At 70.0% G+C, this 16,973-nt stretch carries 16 protein-coding genes and 1 tRNA gene; 15 read left to right on the top strand and 2 right to left on the bottom strand.

Annotation, left to right across the window (positions count from 1 at the left end):
• Nucleotide 1: 1 nt before the first annotated feature.
• The 13 genes from recN (at nucleotide 2) to LX14_RS19465 (ending at nucleotide 13,378) form a co-directional block, all read left to right on the top strand.
• On the top strand, nucleotides 2-1,768 hold the full coding sequence (gene recN, locus LX14_RS19525; protein ID WP_253649042.1) for a DNA repair protein RecN: 1,767 nt from the start codon (nucleotides 2-4) through the stop codon (nucleotides 1,766-1,768).
• 95 nt (nucleotides 1,769-1,863) lie between these two features.
• Nucleotides 1,864-3,051 carry a putative cytokinetic ring protein SteA gene (gene steA / locus LX14_RS19520; RefSeq protein ID WP_253649041.1) on the top strand — a complete coding sequence of 396 codons (1,188 nt, stop codon included), beginning with the start codon at nucleotides 1,864-1,866 and terminating at the stop codon, nucleotides 3,049-3,051.
• Between the two features lie 3 nt (nucleotides 3,052-3,054).
• Nucleotides 3,055-3,966 carry a copper transporter gene (locus tag LX14_RS19515; RefSeq protein ID WP_253649040.1) on the top strand — a complete coding sequence of 304 codons (912 nt, stop codon included), beginning with the start codon at nucleotides 3,055-3,057 and terminating at the stop codon, nucleotides 3,964-3,966.
• A 126-nt stretch (nucleotides 3,967-4,092) separates the two neighbouring features.
• Entirely contained in the window at nucleotides 4,093-5,856 is a 1,764-nt protein-coding gene (gene pyrG / locus LX14_RS19510) for a CTP synthase (protein ID WP_253649039.1), read from the top strand.
• On the top strand, nucleotides 5,853-6,479 hold the full coding sequence (locus LX14_RS19505) for an NUDIX domain-containing protein (RefSeq protein ID WP_253649038.1): 627 nt from the start codon (nucleotides 5,853-5,855) through the stop codon (nucleotides 6,477-6,479). Before pyrG ends, LX14_RS19505 begins: the two co-directional genes overlap by 4 nt.
• Nucleotides 6,480-6,493: 14 nt before the next feature.
• Entirely contained in the window at nucleotides 6,494-7,441 is a 948-nt protein-coding gene (gene xerD / locus LX14_RS19500; protein WP_253649064.1) for a site-specific tyrosine recombinase XerD, read from the top strand.
• Nucleotides 7,442-7,624: 183 nt separating this feature from the next.
• A complete protein-coding gene (locus LX14_RS19495; RefSeq protein WP_253649063.1) occupies nucleotides 7,625-8,527 on the top strand; it encodes a ParA family protein in 903 nt (300 codons plus the stop codon).
• Nucleotides 8,524-9,375 carry a segregation and condensation protein A gene (locus tag LX14_RS19490; protein WP_372505466.1) on the top strand — a complete coding sequence of 284 codons (852 nt, stop codon included), beginning with the start codon at nucleotides 8,524-8,526 and terminating at the stop codon, nucleotides 9,373-9,375. Before LX14_RS19495 ends, LX14_RS19490 begins: the two co-directional genes overlap by 4 nt.
• Nucleotides 9,372-10,112 (top strand): SMC-Scp complex subunit ScpB, encoded by a 741-nt coding sequence (scpB, locus tag LX14_RS19485; protein ID WP_253649037.1) that lies wholly within the window; start codon nucleotides 9,372-9,374, stop codon nucleotides 10,110-10,112. The genes LX14_RS19490 and scpB overlap by 4 nt, the downstream gene beginning before the upstream one ends.
• Nucleotides 10,113-10,136: 24 nt before the next feature.
• Nucleotides 10,137-11,102 carry a pseudouridine synthase gene (locus LX14_RS19480; protein ID WP_253649036.1) on the top strand — a complete coding sequence of 322 codons (966 nt, stop codon included), beginning with the start codon at nucleotides 10,137-10,139 and terminating at the stop codon, nucleotides 11,100-11,102.
• On the top strand, nucleotides 11,099-11,806 hold the full coding sequence (gene cmk, locus LX14_RS19475) for a (d)CMP kinase (protein WP_253649035.1): 708 nt from the start codon (nucleotides 11,099-11,101) through the stop codon (nucleotides 11,804-11,806). Before LX14_RS19480 ends, cmk begins: the two co-directional genes overlap by 4 nt.
• Nucleotides 11,803-13,233: a ribosome biogenesis GTPase Der gene (gene der, locus LX14_RS19470; RefSeq protein WP_253649034.1), complete on the top strand. Its 1,431-nt coding sequence runs from the start codon at nucleotides 11,803-11,805 to the stop codon at nucleotides 13,231-13,233. The genes cmk and der overlap by 4 nt, the downstream gene beginning before the upstream one ends.
• A 71-nt stretch (nucleotides 13,234-13,304) precedes the next feature.
• Nucleotides 13,305-13,378, top strand: a tRNA-Pro gene (locus tag LX14_RS19465).
• Between the two features lie 6 nt (nucleotides 13,379-13,384).
• On the opposite strand, the gene LX14_RS19460 is transcribed toward LX14_RS19465, so the two are convergent.
• A complete protein-coding gene (locus LX14_RS19460; RefSeq protein ID WP_253649033.1) occupies nucleotides 13,385-13,714 on the bottom strand; it encodes a hypothetical protein in 330 nt (109 codons plus the stop codon).
• 601 nt (nucleotides 13,715-14,315) lie between these two features.
• Complete coding sequence (locus LX14_RS19455) at nucleotides 14,316-15,128, bottom strand: DUF1684 domain-containing protein (protein ID WP_253649032.1); 813 nt, start codon at nucleotides 15,126-15,128, stop codon at nucleotides 14,316-14,318.
• Between the two features lie 193 nt (nucleotides 15,129-15,321).
• On the opposite strand from LX14_RS19455, the gene LX14_RS19450 reads away from it, so the two are divergent.
• Nucleotides 15,322-16,602 (top strand): PQQ-dependent sugar dehydrogenase, encoded by a 1,281-nt coding sequence (locus tag LX14_RS19450; protein WP_253649031.1) that lies wholly within the window; start codon nucleotides 15,322-15,324, stop codon nucleotides 16,600-16,602.
• Between the two features lie 80 nt (nucleotides 16,603-16,682).
• Entirely contained in the window at nucleotides 16,683-16,964 is a 282-nt protein-coding gene (locus LX14_RS19445; protein ID WP_253649030.1) for a hypothetical protein, read from the top strand.
• Nucleotides 16,965-16,973 lie beyond the last annotated feature (9 nt).

Genomic DNA, 16,973 nt, shown 5'->3' with positions numbered 1-16,973 from the left:
CGTGCTGGAGGAACTGACGATCACCGGTCTCGGCGTGATCGAGAGCGCCGCGGCCGAGTTCGGGGACGGGTTCACGGTCCTGACCGGTGAGACCGGTGCGGGCAAGACCATGGTCGTGACGAGCCTGCACCTGCTGTCCGGTGCCCGCGCCGACGGCGGCCGCGTGCGCGCGGGCGCCGACCGGGCGATCGTCGAGGGACGGTTCCGCGTCGACAACGCACCCGCCGACGTCGGAGAGGTGCTCGAGTCGACCGGAGCCCAACTCGACGACGACGACACGGTCATCGCGGCTCGGTCGGTGTCGTCGGAAGGGCGGTCGCGGGCGCACCTCGGCGGCCGGTCGGTGCCGGTGGGCACGCTCGGCGGGTTCACCACCGGACTGCTCACCATCCACGGCCAGAACGACCAGCTCCGACTGGTCCGCCCCGATCACCAGCGTGAAGCTCTCGACCGGTTCGGCGGCAAATCCGTCGCCAAGGCGCGCGCCGCCTACGACACCGCCCGCGCCCGCTGGGTGGCCGCCGTCGACCTGCTGGAGGAACGACGGGCGAACTCGCGGGAGCGCGCGCAGGAGGCCGACCGCCTCCGGTACGCCCTCGACGAGATCGACGCCGTCGGTCCCACCCCGGGCGAGGACACCGAGCTCGCCGCACTCGTGACGCGACTGGGCGACCTCGAGGCGGTGCGCTCGGCCGCCGCGGCGGCGCACGGATCCATCACCGGTGAGGCCGGTCCCGACGACGCCGGCGACCCCGACGCGCCCGCCGTCCTCGATCTGCTCGGCCACGTGCGATCACACCTGTCGTCGACCTCGGAGTCGACGCTGCAGGGACTGCTGCCCCGCGTCGAGGAGGCGCTGTCGGTGGTGGGGGACATCGCCGAGGAGCTCACTGGCTTCCTCCAGGGACTGCCCGCCGACGCCAGTGAACTCGAGAAGGTGCTGGCCCGGCAGGCGGAGCTGAAGAACCTGGTGCGCAAGTACGCACCCGACATCGACGGGGTCATCGCCTGGCGCGACGAGGCCCGCGCCCGGCTCGCGGCGATCGACGACTCGTCGGTCTCGATGGAGGCGCTGGAGACGGACGCCCGCGCGGCCACCGACGTCCTGCGTGCCGCCGCCGAGACGCTCACCGCGGCGCGCACGAAGGCCGCCGGGACGCTGGGGACGAAGGTCTCGGCCGAGCTGAAGGGTCTGGCGATGGCCGGCGCGACCCTGGCCGTCACGGTGTCGCCGGACGAGGCCGGCGAGAACGACACCCGCGCCCTCGACGTGGGCGGCCGTCGCTGCCACGCGGGGTCCTCGGGTGTGGACCGCGTCGAGTTCACCCTCGCCGCGCACTCGGCCGCGCCGGCGATGCCGATCGCGCGGTCGGCCTCCGGCGGCGAGCTGTCGCGCGTGATGCTGGCACTCGAGGTGGTGCTCGCAGGACCCGGTGGCGGCTCGACCATGGTCTTCGACGAGGTCGACGCCGGCGTCGGTGGTCGTGCCGCGGTCGAGATCGGCCGCCGGCTCGCCTCGCTCGCCCGCAACCACCAGGTCATCGTCGTCACGCACCTGCCGCAGGTCGCGGCCTTCGCCGATCACCACATCGTCATCGGCAAGACCACCGGCAAGTCGTCGGTCACCAGCTCGGTCACCACGCTGGACCGGGATGCCCGCGTCGCCGAGTTGGCGCGCATGCTCGCGGGTCTCGGTGACTCCGACACCGGCCGCGCGCACGCCGAGGAGCTGCTCGACACCGCGGAGCGGGAGAAGGCGACCGCCTGACCTGTCGGAGCCGTGTGTTACTCGTGTGACAAAAGTTTCTCGAGTTACGGCGTGGCGCCGATGTGACGCATGGTGACACCGTCACCATGGTCGTCATGAAGATGCCTGCCCTTCTCTCGCGCACCGCCGACACCCTTCCCGGCGTCATCGGGATCGCCCGGATCGACAAGAACACGTCCCGGCTGCTCGAGCGGGTCGGCCCGGGCGACATCGTCGTCCTCGACGAGCAGGATCTCGACCGCATCACCGCCGACGCGTTGGTCGCCGCGGACGTCACCGCCGTGGTGAACGCCTCGCCGTCGATCACCGGTCGGTACCCGAACCTCGGCCCGGAGGTGCTGGTCGCCTCCGGCATCACCCTCATCGACGACGTGGGCCCGGAGGTGTTCCGTCGCATCAAGGACGGCGCCAAGGTCCGGCTCGACGAGGGCGACGTCTACGTCGGCACCAACAAGCTCGCGCGCGGCACCGAGCTCGGCGAGCGTGAGGTCGCGCGGCTGATGATCGAGGCCAAGTCCGGTCTCGTCGATCACCTCGAGGCGTTCTCCGGCAACACGATCGAGTTCATCCGCAGCGAGTCGCCGCTGCTCATCGACGGCGTGGGTGTGCCCGACGTCGACGTCGAGATCTCCGGGCGTCACGTCGTCGTGGTGGGCGACGGGACCGATCACGAGATCGACCTCAAGCGCATCAAGCCGTTCATCAAGGAGTACGCGCCGATCCTCGTCGGCGTCGACGGCGGCGCGGACACGCTCATGCGTGCCGGCTACCGCCCCGACCTGATCGTCGGCGATCCCGAGCTCATGCGGTCGGCGACGCTGAAGTCCGGCGCGCAGGTCGTCCTCCCGGCCGACCCGGACGGTCACGCGATCGGCCTCGAGCGCATCCAGGATCTCGGTGTGGGGGCCATGACCTTCCCTGCCGTGGGTTCGCCCACCGACCTCGCGCTGCTCCTCGTCGACCACCACGGCGCGTCACTGGTGGTCACGGTCGGCGCCTCGGCGTCGCTGGAAGACTTCTTCGACCGCAGCCGTCGCGAGTCGAACCCCTCGACCTTCCTCACCCGGCTCAAGGTCGGGCACAAGCTCGTCGACGCGAAAGCCGTTGCGACGCTGTACCGCAGCCGCGTGTCCGGCGCTGCTGTGGCGCTGCTGGTGCTCGCCGCGCTGGCCGCGATCATCGTCGCGGTGGTCATGTCGAACACCGGCACCGAGATCGTCGACTGGGCCGTCGCCGAGTGGGACCGCGGGTACGCCTGGGCCCGGGAACTCTGGAACCGATAGCCGGTGATCTCCCTGCGACAGCACGCGATCTCGCTGGTCGCGGTGTTCCTGGCGCTCGCGGTTGGTGTGGCGTTGGGGTCGGGATTCGTCTCCGACCGCATCCACGACGGTGGTGACTCGGGCTCGTCGTCGTTGCGGTCGCAGAACGACGGGCTCAGCGCGCAGGTCAACGCCGCGGACTCGTTCAACTCCGCCATCGCGCCCCGACTGCTGCGTGGGCTGCTGGCCGACCGGAGCGTCGTGGTGGTGACGGTGCCCGGCACCGCCGACGCCGACGTCAGCGCGGTCAAGCAGATCCTCAACCAGGCCGGCGCCGGCTTCTCCGGGCAGATCGGTCTCACCGACGATCTCGTCGGCGACACCTCGGCGCAGAAGCTCACCACGATCGTCGACCAGGCGATCCCCGCCGGCGCCACGCTGCGTCCGGAGCTGACCGACTCCGGTGGACGTGTGGGTGACCTGCTCGGTGCACTGCTGCTCCGCAAGGTCGACGCGCCCGCGTCGGTGAACCCCGGGGACGTGACCGCCGGGCTGCAGGCGTTGCGCGAGGGCGGATACATCTCCTACGTCGACGGCTCGGTGCAACCGGGCCAGCTCGCCGTGGTCGTCACCGGCGGGGAACTGCCCGCCGACTCCGGTGCCCGGGGACAGCTCGTCGCGCGGTTCGCGGCGGCGTTCGGCGCTCGTGGGACCGGTGCGGTGCTGTCCGGGCGCACGGGATCGGCCGAAGGCGGATCCCCGGTCGCGGTCGTCCGCTCCGACGGATCGCTGTCGAAGACGGTCTCGACCGTCGACGACGTGGACACCTCGGCGGGCCGCATCGCGACCGCCCTGGCACTCGCCGAGGCGCAGCGTGGCCGGACCGGCGCCTACGGAGTCGGTCCCGGCGCGAGCGCGGTGGTCCCGGCCACCTGATCGCCGTCGCCGGTCGGCTCGACGCGCCCCGCGTCGTGACTGGAGCCCGACCGGCGCCCGGGGTGTTACGGTTGAGTCCCGTAGGCGAGTGGGTTTCCGTCCCGCTCCGGCCAATCGGGAGAAGCGTTGCGACCACTGCGTCATGCTCATTCGGGCACCAAGCACATCTTCGTCACCGGGGGTGTCGCGTCATCACTCGGCAAGGGCCTGACAGCGTCCAGCCTCGGGCAGTTGCTCACCGCGCGCGGACTGCGCGTGACGATGCAGAAGCTCGACCCCTATCTCAACGTCGACCCCGGGACGATGAACCCGTTCCAGCACGGTGAGGTGTTCGTCACCGAGGACGGTGCCGAGACCGATCTCGACGTGGGGCACTACGAGCGATTCCTCGACCGCGATCTGTCGCAGAGCGCGAATGTGACCACGGGACAGGTGTATTCGACCGTGATCGCCAAGGAGCGCCGCGGCGAGTACCTCGGCGACACCGTGCAGGTGATCCCGCACATCACCGACGAGATCAAGAACCGGGTGCTCGCGATGCGCAGCCCCGGCGCCGACGGGCACGATCCCGACGTCGTCATCACCGAGATCGGCGGCACCGTCGGCGACATCGAGTCGCAGCCCTTCATCGAGGCCGCCCGCCAGATCCGTCACGACGTCGGCCGCGACAACGTCCTGTTCCTGCACGTCTCGCTGGTCCCGTACCTCGCGCCGTCGGGGGAGCTGAAGACCAAGCCCACGCAGCACTCCGTGGCCGCGTTGCGCAACATCGGCATCCAGCCCGACGCGCTCATCCTGCGCTGCGACCGCGACGTCCCCGAGCCGCTCAAGGACAAGATCGCGTTGATGTGCGACGTCGAGATCGACGGCGTCATCTCGTGCCCCGACGCGCCGTCGATCTACGACATCCCCAAGGTGCTGCACCGCGAACAGCTCGACGCGTTCGTGGTCCGCAAGCTCAACCTGCCGTTCCGCGACGTCGACTGGACCGTGTGGGGTGACCTGTTGCACCGGGTGCACGAGCCCCGCGAGACCGTGACCGTGGCACTGGTCGGCAAGTACGTCGACCTCCCCGACGCCTATCTCTCGGTGACCGAGGCGATCCGCGCCGGCGGGTTCGCGCAGCGGGCCAAGACCGAGATCCGCTGGGTCCAGTCCGACGAGTGCGCCACCGAGTCCGGGGCCGCCGCACACCTCGGCGACGTGGACGCGATCCTCATCCCCGGCGGGTTCGGCATCCGCGGCATCGAGGGCAAGGTCGGCGCCATCCGCTACGCGCGCCACCGCGGGATCCCGCTGCTCGGGCTGTGCCTGGGGCTGCAGTGCATCGTCATCGAGGCCGCCCGCGAGGCAGGTCTGACCGACGCGAGTTCGTCGGAGTTCGACCCGGAGACCGAACACCCCGTCATCTCCACGATGGCCGATCAGGAGCAGGCCGTCGCCGGTGAGGCCGACCTCGGCGGGACCATGCGTCTCGGCGCCTATCCGGCTGTGCTGGAACGCGGGTCGATCGTCGCCAACGCCTACGGCACCACCGAGGTGTCCGAGCGCCACCGACACCGGTTCGAGGTCAACAACGCCTACCGCGACACCATCGCGAGCACCGGTCTGAAGTTCAGCGGCACCTCCCCGGACGGCCATCTCGTCGAGTTCGTCGAGTACCCCCGCGACATCCACCCGTTCCTCGTCGCCACGCAGGCGCACCCGGAACTCAAGAGCCGTCCCACGCGGCCGCATCCGCTGTTCGCTGCGTTCGTCCTCGCGGCGCTGAAGTACAAGGCCGCGGAACGGCTGCCGGTGAACATCCACGGCGACGCCGAGGACGAGGCCGACGACGCCACCGCGTCACCGGCAAGCGCCGTGGCCGGCGTCGCCGAAGCAGGCGCATGACCGACGGCCCGCACGACTACCGCGTCGTCGACTCCCGCACCGTCTACGACGGCGCGATCCTGGCGCTGCGGGTCGACGAGGTCACGATGCCCGGCGGCGGGACGGCGAAGCGGGAGATCGTCGAACACCACGGTGCCGTCGCCATCGTCGCCGTCGACAACTGGGGCCGCATCGCGACCGTGACGCAGTACCGCCACGCGGTGCAGCGTCCACTGCGCGAACTGCCGGCCGGGCTGATGGACTCCGGCGGCGACGAGACCCCGGTGCAGGCGGCGGCCCGCGAGCTCGTCGAGGAGGTCGGCGTCGAGGCCGAGTCGTGGCACTCGCTGGTCGACGTGGCCAGCTCGCCCGGTTTCACCGACGAGGCGCTGCGGGTGTTCCTCGCCCAGGACCTCACGTCCGTCGACCGGCCCGAGGCCCACGACGAGGAGGCCGACATGGAGATCGAGTGGGTCGCCCTCGACGACGCGGTCGCCATGGTGTTCAGCGGCGAGATCGTGAACGTGACCAGCGTCAGCGGGATCCTCGCCTACGCGCACGCGCTCTCCGCCGAGATCGAGCTGCGGCGCCCCGACGCGCCGTGGGCCGACCAACCCACCGCGCTCGACCGTCGTCACGGGTGACCGCTGACCCGCCGATGACGTCGGCGTCGGCCACCGCCGTGCTCGGGGATCAGATCCGTCGCTACCTCGACCACCTCGCCGTCGAGCGGGGTGCGGCGGCCAACACCCTGAGCTCCTACGGTCGCGACCTGGAGCGGTACAGCCGCTACCTCACCTCGCGGGGCATCATGAGCCTCGCCGAGGTCGCCGAGGAAGACGTCCGTGAGTACCTCGTCGCGTTGCGCACCGGCGATCCTGCGCGCGACGAACCGGCCCTGGCAGACAGCTCCGTCGCCCGGACCCTCGTCGCGGCCCGCGGGCTGCACAAGTTCGCCGCCGCCGAGGGCATCACCGCCACCGACGTCGCGCACGGTGTCCGCCCGCCGAAACCGGCGCGGCGGCTGCCGAAGTCGCTCCCTGTCGACCAGGTGATCGCCATCCTGGAGGCGGCAGGCGGCGGCGCGGCGTCCGACACCCCGCGCAGCCTGCGGGACCGTGCCCTCGTGGAACTGCTCTACAGCTGCGGCGCTCGGATCTCCGAGGCCGTCGCGCTCGACATCGACGACATCACCGCTGAATCGGGGGCGGTGCTGCTCCGCGGCAAGGGCGGACGCGAACGCATCGTCCCGGTCGGCGGGCCCGCTCTCGATGCCCTCGACGCCTACCTGGTGCGCGGACGCCCGTCACTGATCAGTCGGTACAACCCGGCGCTGTTCCTGAACGCCCGCGGCGGGCGGTTGTCCCGACAGAGCGCGTGGCAGGTACTCGCCGACGCCGCCGAACGAGCGGGGTTGCAGACGGCGGTGTCGCCGCACACGCTGCGCCACAGCTTCGCCACCCACCTGCTCGACGGCGGCGCGGACGTCCGCGTCGTGCAGGAACTCCTCGGCCACGCCTCGGTGACCACGACGCAGGTGTACACGCTGGTCACGGTGTCGGCGATGCGCGAGGTGTACGCGACCGCGCATCCACGCGCCCGGTGAGCGGGCCGTCACGGCGATGCGCCACGGCCTCGCACCGCCCACGCACTAGGCTGTGATGGCATCCGACCCGCCCTCGTCGACAGGAGCAGCCCCATCGTGACGACACCCCCGCCGCAGGCCCCGGGTGCGTCCGCAGCTGCTCAGCCGGGGGTCGAGTCCCACACCGGCCAGTACCACCTGACGATCACCGCGCCGTCGCGCGAGCCCGCCCAGGCCGACACCGGCCCGGCGGCGTCCACGGCGGAGCTCGGTCCGACCGGGAGGGTGAATCGCCCGGTACCGGAGCCGACCCCGCTCGATCGGCACGGCCCGGCCGTCGTCATCGCCGTGTGCAACCAGAAGGGTGGCGTCGGCAAGACGACGTCGACCATCAATCTCGGTGCCTCGCTGGCCGAGTGCGGTCGCCGCGTGCTCCTCGTCGACCTCGACCCGCAGGGCGCGCTCTCCGCGGGCCTCGGTGTGCCGCACCACGAACTCGACCTGACGGTCCACAACCTGTTGGTGCCGCCGCAGGTGTCGGTCGACGACGTGCTGATGAGCACCCGCGTCGACGGCCTCGACCTGTTGCCGTCGAACATCGACCTGTCGGCCGCCGAGATCCAGCTCGTCAACGAGGTGGGTCGCGAACACACGCTCGCCCGGGCGTTGCACCCGGTGCTGGACCGCTACGACTACGTCCTCATCGACTGCCAGCCGTCGCTGGGTCTGCTGACGGTCAACGCGCTCGCCTGCGCCGACACGGTCCTGATCCCGATGGAGTGCGAGTACTTCTCCCTGCGTGGGCTCGCGTTGCTCACCGACACCATCGACAAGGTGCGCGATCGCCTCAACCCCCGTCTCACGCTGGGCGGGATCCTCATGACCATGTTCGACGCGCGCACCCTGCACTCGCGCGAGGTCATGGCGCGGGTCGTCGAGGTGTTCGGGGACCGCGTGTACGACACCGTCATCAACCGCACGGTGCGGTTCCCGGAGACGAGCGTGGCGGGGGAGCCCATCACGTCCTGGGCGCCGAAGTCGGGCGGCGCCACCGCCTACCGGGCGCTCGCGCGAGAGGTGATCCACCGCACCGGCAAGTCCTCGTGACGGTCACCGACGACTCGGCGACCACAGCCGCCGCGGAGACCGCACCCGAGATCGATCCCTCGGTGTTCACCGTCTCCCTGACGAACTTCTCGGGACCGTTCGACCTCCTGCTCGACCTCATCAGCCAGCGGCGCCTCGACGTCACCGAGGTCGCGCTGCACGCCGTCACCGACGACTTCATCTCGTACACCAAGAACCTCGGCGCGGCCGCCGACCTCGATCAGATCACCCAGTTCCTCGTCGTCGCGGCCACGCTGCTGGACCTCAAGGCCGCACGGTTGCTGCCCCGGGGTGAGGTCGAGGACGACGACGACCTCGCGCTGCTGGAGGCGCGGGACCTGCTGTTCGCGCGGCTGCTGCAGTACCGGGCCTACAAGCAGGTCGCTGCGTTGTTCGCCGAGCTCGAAGCGTCCGCGCTGCAACGGTATCCCCGTGCCGTTGCACTGGAGCCGCGCTACGAGGAACTGCTGCCGGAGGTCGCCCTCGGCGTCGACGCCTGGCAGTTCGCCCACGTCGCCGCCGCCGCGCTCGCCCCGAAACCCGTTCCGCAGGTCGGGTTGTCGCACCTGCACGATGTCGACGCCGTCTCGGTCCCCGAGCAGGTGACGCGGGTCGGGGACATCCTCCGACAGGCCGGCACCGACCGCTGGGTCGACTTCGGGACGCTGGCGTCGGAGTGTGCGTCTGGACTCGAGGTGGTCGCGCGGTTCCTGGCGCTGCTGGAGCTGTTCCGACAGCGAGCGATCGACTTCGAGCAGAGCGAGGCGCTGGGCATCCTGCACATCCGGTGGTCGGGGGACCGGGACACCGGCGAGATCGACACCACCGACGCGGAGGACTACGGATGACCGACGAGCAGTCGCAGTCCGCGACGACCGACGACGTCGAGAAGGACCAGGGGCCCGACGGCCTGTTCGAGCAGCCGGTCGTCGACGCCGACGAGATCCACGACCCCCTCGCCGACGACGAACTGCGCTCGGCGTTGGAAGCGATCCTGCTGGTGGTCGACTCGCCGGTCAGCGTGGGGGCTCTCGCGTCGGCGATCGGGGAACCGCAGCAGCGGATCCACGACACCGTGACGGCCCTCGCCGCCGAGCTCGACGACCGCGCGAGCGGGATGGACCTGCGCTACGCCGGCGACGGGTGGCGCTTCTACACACGCCAGCAGTTCGCGCCCTACGTCGAGAAACTCCTGCTCGACGGCGCGCGGTCCAAGCTGACCCGCGCGGCCCTGGAGACGCTGGCCGTCATCGCCTACCGCCAGCCCGTCACCCGGGGTCGCGTCAGCGCGGTCCGCGGCGTCAACGTCGACGGGGTCATGCGCACCCTCCTCGCCCGCGGACTCATCACAGAAGCAGGGACCGATCCCGACGGCGGCGGTATCCGCTACGCCACGACGGAGCTGTTCCTCGAACGCCTGGGTCTGGCGTCTCTGGGTGATCTGCCCGACATCGCCCCGCTGTTGCCCGACGTCGACGTCATCGACGACATCGGCGACGAGCTCGCGGCCGATCCCAGATTCGCCAAGATCGGTGCTCAGCGGGCAGACTCGACCATTGACCTCGAGCGCTCTGACACCGACTGACGCTCCAGAATCGAGATTGGCACCATGACACCCGCTAGCCGAGATGGCAGACCGGACCGCTCCAAGAAGCCGCGCACCGACGCAGGCTCGCAGCAACGGTCGACGAAGAAGCCCCACCGCAAAGGTGGCGCACCCACGGGCGGCGGACGCCGCCGCAGCACACCGAACGCCGATCGCGGCGCGGTGCGTCTGAACAACGCGAAGCCCGCGGCCATCCAGAACGTCACCCCCGAGGGCGATGGCGCGCAGTACGTCGCCGACGGCGTCCGGCTGCAGAAGGTGCTCGCTCAGGCCGGCGTCGCCTCCCGCCGCGGTGCCGAGGAGCTGATCGCGGCCGGCCGCGTCGACGTCGACGGCGAGATCGTCACCGAGCAGGGCCTGCGCATCGACCCCGCGACCGCTGTGGTGCGCGTCGACGGCGCGCGCGTGGTCATGGACGAGACCATGCAGTACCTCGCGCTGAACAAGCCGAAGGGCTGGCAGTCGACCATGTCCGACGACCACGGTCGCCCCTGCGTCGGCGACGTCGTCGCCGAGCGGGTCATGGCCGGTCAGCGACTGTTCCATGTCGGCCGTCTCGACGCCGACACCGACGGTCTGCTGCTGCTCACCAACGACGGCGAGCTCGCGCACCGTCTGATGCACCCGTCGTTCGAGGTGCCCAAGACCTACCTCGCGACGGTCAAGGGTCTCCCGCCCCGCGGCCTCGGGCGCACCCTCAAGGCAGGCGTGGAACTCGACGACGGCCCCGTCTCCATCGACGGCTTCACGGTGATGGAGATCGGCGACGGGCAGACGCTGGTCCGCATCGTCCTGCACGAGGGTCGCAAGCGCATCGTTCGTCGACTGATGGACCACGTCGGCCACCCCGTGCTCGAGCTGTCGCGTACGTCGATCGGCGCGGTGCACCTGGGCAATCAGCGTCCTGGCAGCCTGCGGGTGCTCGGGCGCGACGAGATCGGCGCGCTGTACAAGGCGGTGGGGATGTGACCGGCCCGACCGCGTCCGGCGCTGATCAGGGCCGCATCGTCGCGATCGACGGCCCCGCCGGCACCGGCAAGTCGAGCGTGTCGCGTCGTCTCGCCGAGCGCGTCGGCGCCCGCTACCTCGACACCGGTGCGATGTATCGGGTCGCCACACTGGTCGCGCTGCGGTCAGGTGTGGACCTCGACGACCCCTCGGCGATCGCAGCTGCCGTCGACGGTATCGACCTGTCCCTGAGCGACGACCCGGCCTCGCACACGGTGTTTCTCGCCGGTGAGGACGTCTCGGCGGAGATCCGCACGGACCGCGTGAACGACGCCGTGTCCGCGGTCTCGGCTGTCGCCGCGGTCCGCACGATCATGGTGGACAAGCAGCGCGCCCTCGCCGACGGTGAGTTCGCCGTCGTGGAGGGCCGCGACATCGGCACCGTCGTGTTCCCGCGGGCCGGGTGCAAGATCTTCCTCACCGCGACCGCGGCGGCCCGCGCGGAACGGCGCCACGCGCAGAACCTGTCGCAGGGTCGCGAGAGCGATCTGACGTCGGTGCTCGCCGCCGTCGAGCGACGAGACCATCTGGACTCGACGCGGGCCGTCTCACCGCTGCGTGCGGCCGACGACGCGATCGAGGTGGACACCAGCGACATCGGCATCGACGACGTCATCGACCGTCTGGCCGAACTGGTGCACGAGCGGATCGGAGTGCAGGCATGAGCGATCAGGCAGATCTCGACATCGGCATCGTCGACGGCGTGTGGTCGGATGAATCCGATTGGCAGCTCGGCGATCCCGTCGACGGTGAGGGCGGTGAGGGCGGCGAACTCGCCATGCCCACCGTCGCCATCGTCGGACGCCCCAACGTCGGTAAGTCGACGTTGGTCAACCGCATCCTCGGTCGACGCGAAGCCGTCGTCGAGGACGTCCCCGGCGTCACCCGGGACCGTGTGTCCTATCCCGCGACGTGGAACGGCCGTCGATTCCTGGTGCAGGACACCGGCGGTTGGGAGCCCGACGCGAAGGGTATGGGACAGTCCATCGCCCGTCAGGCCGAGCATGCGATGAAGACCGCCGACGCGGTGGTCCTGGTGGTCGACGTGACCGTCGGTGCCACCGCGACCGACGAGGCCGTCGCGCGGGTGCTCCGTCGCTCGGAGGCGCCGGTCCTGTTGGCCGCCAACAAGACCGACTCCGAGCGGCTCGAGGCCGAGGCGGCGTCGCTGTGGTCGCTGGGTCTGGGTGAGCCGCGCACCGTCTCCGCCGCGCACGGCAGGGGAGCGGGCGATCTGCTCGACGCGATCCTCGACGTGCTGCCCGAGACATCGCGGGAGACCGACGCTGTCGGCGGACCGCGTCGTGTCGCGCTCGTCGGCAAGCCGAACGTGGGCAAGAGCTCGCTGCTGAACAAGGTCACCAACTCCGACCGCGCCGTCGTCGACAACGTCGCCGGCACCACCGTCGACCCCGTTGACGAGCTGGTGGAGCTCGGCGGCAAGGTGTGGAACTTCGTCGACACCGCCGGTCTGCGCAAGAAGGTGAACACGGCCAGCGGGCACGAGTACTACGCGTCGCTGCGCACCCGCGCTGCCATCGACGCCGCCGAGGTGGCCGTGCTGTTGATCGACGCGTCTCAGCCCATCACCGAGCAGGACCAGCGGGTGTTGAGCATGGTGATCGAGGCGGGCCGGGCGCTCGTCATCGCGTTCAACAAGTGGGATCTGGTCGACGAGGACCGCCGCTACACGCTCGACAAGGAGATCGACCGCGACCTGGCCCGCGTGCCATGGGCGCAGCGCCTGAACATCTCCGCGGCGACGGGCCGATCGGTGCAGAAGCTGGTGCCGCACCTCGAGACCGCCCTGGACTCGTGGGACCGGCGCATCTCCACCGGACAGCTCAACCAGTGGCTCAAGGAGGTCATCGCCGCGACGCCTCCGCCGGTGCGTGGTGGACGTCAGCCGAGGGTCATGTTCGCGACGCAGGCCGCGACCCGTCCTCCGACGTTCGTGCTGTTCACGACCGGTTTCCTCGAGGCCGGTTACCGCCGGTTCCTCGAGCGTCGGCTGCGTGAGCAGTTCGGCTTCGACGGCTCCCCGGTGCGCATCAACGTGCGTGTGCGGGAGAAGCGCCAGCAGCGTCGCTGAGGGCGTGAGGCGATTGGCTCGCGGACGTGACCGTCGGCTAGGCTTATCGTCGCTGCTCCGCGGAGCGGCAACGGGCTGTGGCGCAGTTTGGTAGCGCACTTGACTGGGGGTCAAGTGGTCGCAGGTTCAAATCCTGTCAGCCCGACACATCTCATCCGACGACATCCCGGATGTCGCGAATTCCCGCCAGCACTTCTTCTGGGGCGGACAGCGGGTGACCCCACCAGGCCAGTTGCCGCAGATACGCGGCCGCCGACTCGTTCTGGCCGTGTTCCCAACTGATGTTCGTCAGACGCCATTCGAAGGCGCACAGCACCATCGCCAGGGCTGCAGTCGATGCATCGCCCCCGAAGAAGTGCACGACCTCCCACCCGGCGAGCGTGGTGGCGTGCCCACCGTGGGGAATGGCGAACACCTCAGCGGTCAACGCGAGACTTGCTGGGCAGAGGCTGCGGTACAGGAGATGCATCGCGTTCGCCACGAACTCCTCCGCGCCGGGTAGGCGCGGGCCGCCCGGGACGAGACGGTGCCGCAACCACTCTCGCCGTCGCTGCGCTCCAGCCCGGTCAGCGGCACGGAGATCGCTCAGCTGTCTCCACGTCGGTACATCGGGAGCGCCGTGGCGAGTGAGGCGTCGGTCGAGCCGCCTGCTGTCGCGCGACCGAGATCGGTTCATGTCTGCCAATGCATGCGGTCGAGCGCCGGGGAGGTACGCGACGTACACGTCGATGCCGATCGGTGATGCCAGGGTCGACAGCGGCACAGCGACACGTGAGGGTGTGCAGATGGTGGTGGCGCCACCCACGTGGGTGCAATAGATGAGACCGAGGGTCTCGGTGGACGTCATCCTGCCGTTCATCAGACGCACAGCCCAACCGACATCGCCGGCGACACTCGCCACGAAGCTCGAGGCGACGTCGGTCAGAAGGTCGTCGATCGTAGCGCCGGGCGGGTAGTCCCAGAACTCCTCGTGGCTCTCGACGTCATCGCCCATCGCAACCGACTCACGGTCCATCCGAACCGTGATCACCTCTGGGCGATTGGACCGCATGGATCGAAGGGTAACCACGACCGGGCTGATGTCACCCGCGTCCGTATGGCGTCTTCTCGCCCGCCTCGACGGCGAAGGGCAGGTGGTTGCCGGCCGGGGGGAGCGGGCAGGTCGCGAAATCGATGAAGGCGCAGGGCAGATTGACCGCCCGGTTGAAGTCGAGGACCACCCCGCCACCGTTGCGGACAATGTCGTCGGATGCCTCGACCGCGAGAGTCCGGTTGGCGGCGTAGGTGGTCACGCCCGACGTCTCGTCGGTGAACAGGACGCTCAGACCGCCGTCCTTGCCGTTGAACGCAGTCAGGCGGTGTTCGGTGCCGTCACGCTCGATGACCAACACCCCTGGCGAGACGTACACGTGCGCAAGGCCTTCTGCGACCGCACCGACGGTGACGGACTCGGGCTCGGGGAACGGCTCGAATCGAGCGTCGATCACCCACGCCGGATCGGCGGGATAGGCGGGAACGCCACGGAAGTCACGAAAAGTGGGAGCGGAGTCATCGTGGACGCGGATCAGGTAGCCGTCGCCGCGACGTGCGATCTCGATGTGATGCCCGTCCACCTCGATGACCTCGCCCGGACCCGTGGGGTGCAGGTCGAAGTCGCGCGGCGAGAAGGTCTCGCCATCACCCGGCGCGAGGTGCGCAACCGAACCCTCGTACCACCAGGAGCCTGGCAGACCGCCGAACCGACCAGGCTCGGTGTCGAGCCACTCCAGACGGTTGATCGACAACCACCCGCCGGGTGCGCCGAGCGCCTGTTCGCGGGCGTCGTGCCACTTCTCCCACTCGGCAGCGAAGTCGTTGACCGCGGCGTTGCCGCCTGTCGTGATGGTCGTGCTCATGGCGATCTCCTCATCGTGTGTTCATCACGATGAACACCCGCCGAGCCCGGAAGATTGCGTTGGCGTCGTGGCGAACGAAAACGTTGACGAACGCCCCGGAGCACGGGGTGGCTCACCATCCTGGCCGTGGCCCGGATCCCGACCTACCGTCGAGGGAGTGATCCGTGGATGTCATGTCAGGTTCGCGTCGCTCATGGCGGCGGTGTGTGCCGGTCTCGTCGCCTGCTCGTCGGGTAGCGGGACGACGACGGCGCCGACAGCATCGACCCTGCCGGCCGGTCTCGGCGCTGATCAGCTGGTCAGGACCACGCTGACCGCCGCGACGGGAGTCGACGCAGGAGCGGCGTCGGGGAAGTCGTTGAACATCCCGAAGGGGTGGACCGCACAGGTGTGGGCGGACGTGCCCGATGCGCGGATGGCGGTGTGGACTCCGGACGGTCGGCTGATCGTCTCGACTGGCAAGGCCGGAACCCTGGCCATCGTCACCCCGGGACGTGGGGGCGAGGGCCCGCGGGTGGCGCAGCTGGCCGGGGGACTGCAGAGTCCGCAGGGCGTGGCCATGACCCGACAGGCCGGCCGCGACGTCCTCGTGGTCGGCGAGGACTCGCGCATCACCACGTGGACCTACGCCGACGGCGCCCTCTCGGATCGCCGCGTGGTCGTCGACGACCTCCCCACCGGCGGTCACGGCAGCAAGATGGTGGCCGTCGACGGCGACCGGATCGTCTACAACGTCGGATCGTCGGCGAACCGCAGCGTCGCCGACCGCACCGCGACCCCGGTACGGGCGACCATCGCGCAGACCGGGATCGACGGCTCCGGCACCACGACGCTCGCGGTCGGAGTGCGCAACGGCGAGGGTCTGTCGGTCGCACCCGACGGCACCGTGTTCACCGCGATCAACGAGGACGACAACCAGCCCTATCCGTTCCACGACGGCGGGCGATTCGGCACCACGGTCCGGTCGTACGTCAACGACCACCCGAACGACCAGGTCTCGCGCATCACCCCCGGCACCGACATGGGGTGGCCGTTGTGTGTGCCGGACTCCCGCGGCAAGCCGGACATGCTCGATCTGGGTTACGTGAACGACCCGGAGTTCAACGCCGACGGCAAAGCTCTGGACTGCTCGCGGATCGGCACCACGATGCTCGGCCTGCCGGCGCACAGCGCCCCCGTCGGGTTCGTCTTCACCCGCGGCTCACGGCTTCCCACCACACTGGCCGACGGTGCGCTCGTCACCGCGCACGGCTCCTGGAACCGGGAACCGCCGCGTGAGCCCTACGTCGCCTACACGCCGTGGACCGACGCGACGCGATCGCTCGGCCCGCTCCGACTGGTCGCGACCGGGTTCCAGGACGCCGACGGGTCCCGGTGGGGGAGAAGCGTGGACGCCGTCCCCGGCCCGGACGGATCGCTCTACGTCACCGACGACGTCGCGGGACTGGTCTACCGGCTCACGCCACCGTCCTGACGCTTGCGCTGTCGTCACCTGGGCATGATGATGGCGTACCCGACGAGACATCCGTACGGCGTTGCTGGAGGAGGCAGACCATGGTGACCGGGTTCGCGATCCTCGGCCTCGTGGCGATCGGTGTCGCGCTCGTGGCGAAGAACGATGACCGGATCAAGCCGGGGGAGAGGGCTCCTCGCACCGGACGAGCCGGGATCACACCCGTCTTCCGAAGGTCGTCGCACCCGGGCATCAACGGCAGTTCCATCGGCTTCCTCGGTGTCGGTGGATTCGACGGCCACAACTCGGGTGGGTTCGACAGTGGTTCGTGCGGCTCCGGCGACGGCGGATCCGGCGGTGGGGACGGCGGGGGAAGCTGCTGACGACGTACT

Source organism: Williamsia deligens, assembly GCF_024171765.1.
Lineage (GTDB): Bacteria > Actinomycetota > Actinomycetes > Mycobacteriales > Mycobacteriaceae > Williamsia_A > Williamsia_A deligens.
This window is presented reverse-complemented; position numbering and strand designations above follow the sequence as displayed.

Bases quoted from the DNA above. Each gene is read 5' to 3' on its own strand.
- LX14_RS19480 (WP_253649036.1), top strand. From the start codon at position 10,137: ATGACACCCGCTAGCCGAGATGGCAGACCGGACCGCTCCAAGAAGCCG.
- LX14_RS19505 (WP_253649038.1), top strand. From the start codon at position 5,853: ATGACCGACGGCCCGCACGACTACCGCGTCGTCGACTCCCGCACCGTC.
- LX14_RS19445 (WP_253649030.1), top strand. From the start codon at position 16,683: ATGGTGACCGGGTTCGCGATCCTCGGCCTCGTGGCGATCGGTGTCGCG.
- steA (WP_253649041.1), top strand. From the start codon at position 1,864: ATGAAGATGCCTGCCCTTCTCTCGCGCACCGCCGACACCCTTCCCGGC.
- xerD (WP_253649064.1), top strand. From the start codon at position 6,494: ATGACGTCGGCGTCGGCCACCGCCGTGCTCGGGGATCAGATCCGTCGC.
- der (WP_253649034.1), top strand. From the start codon at position 11,803: ATGAGCGATCAGGCAGATCTCGACATCGGCATCGTCGACGGCGTGTGG.
- LX14_RS19455 (WP_253649032.1), bottom strand. From the start codon at position 15,128: ATGAGCACGACCATCACGACAGGCGGCAACGCCGCGGTCAACGACTTC.
- scpB (WP_253649037.1), top strand. From the start codon at position 9,372: ATGACCGACGAGCAGTCGCAGTCCGCGACGACCGACGACGTCGAGAAG.
- LX14_RS19450 (WP_253649031.1), top strand. From the start codon at position 15,322: ATGGCGGCGGTGTGTGCCGGTCTCGTCGCCTGCTCGTCGGGTAGCGGG.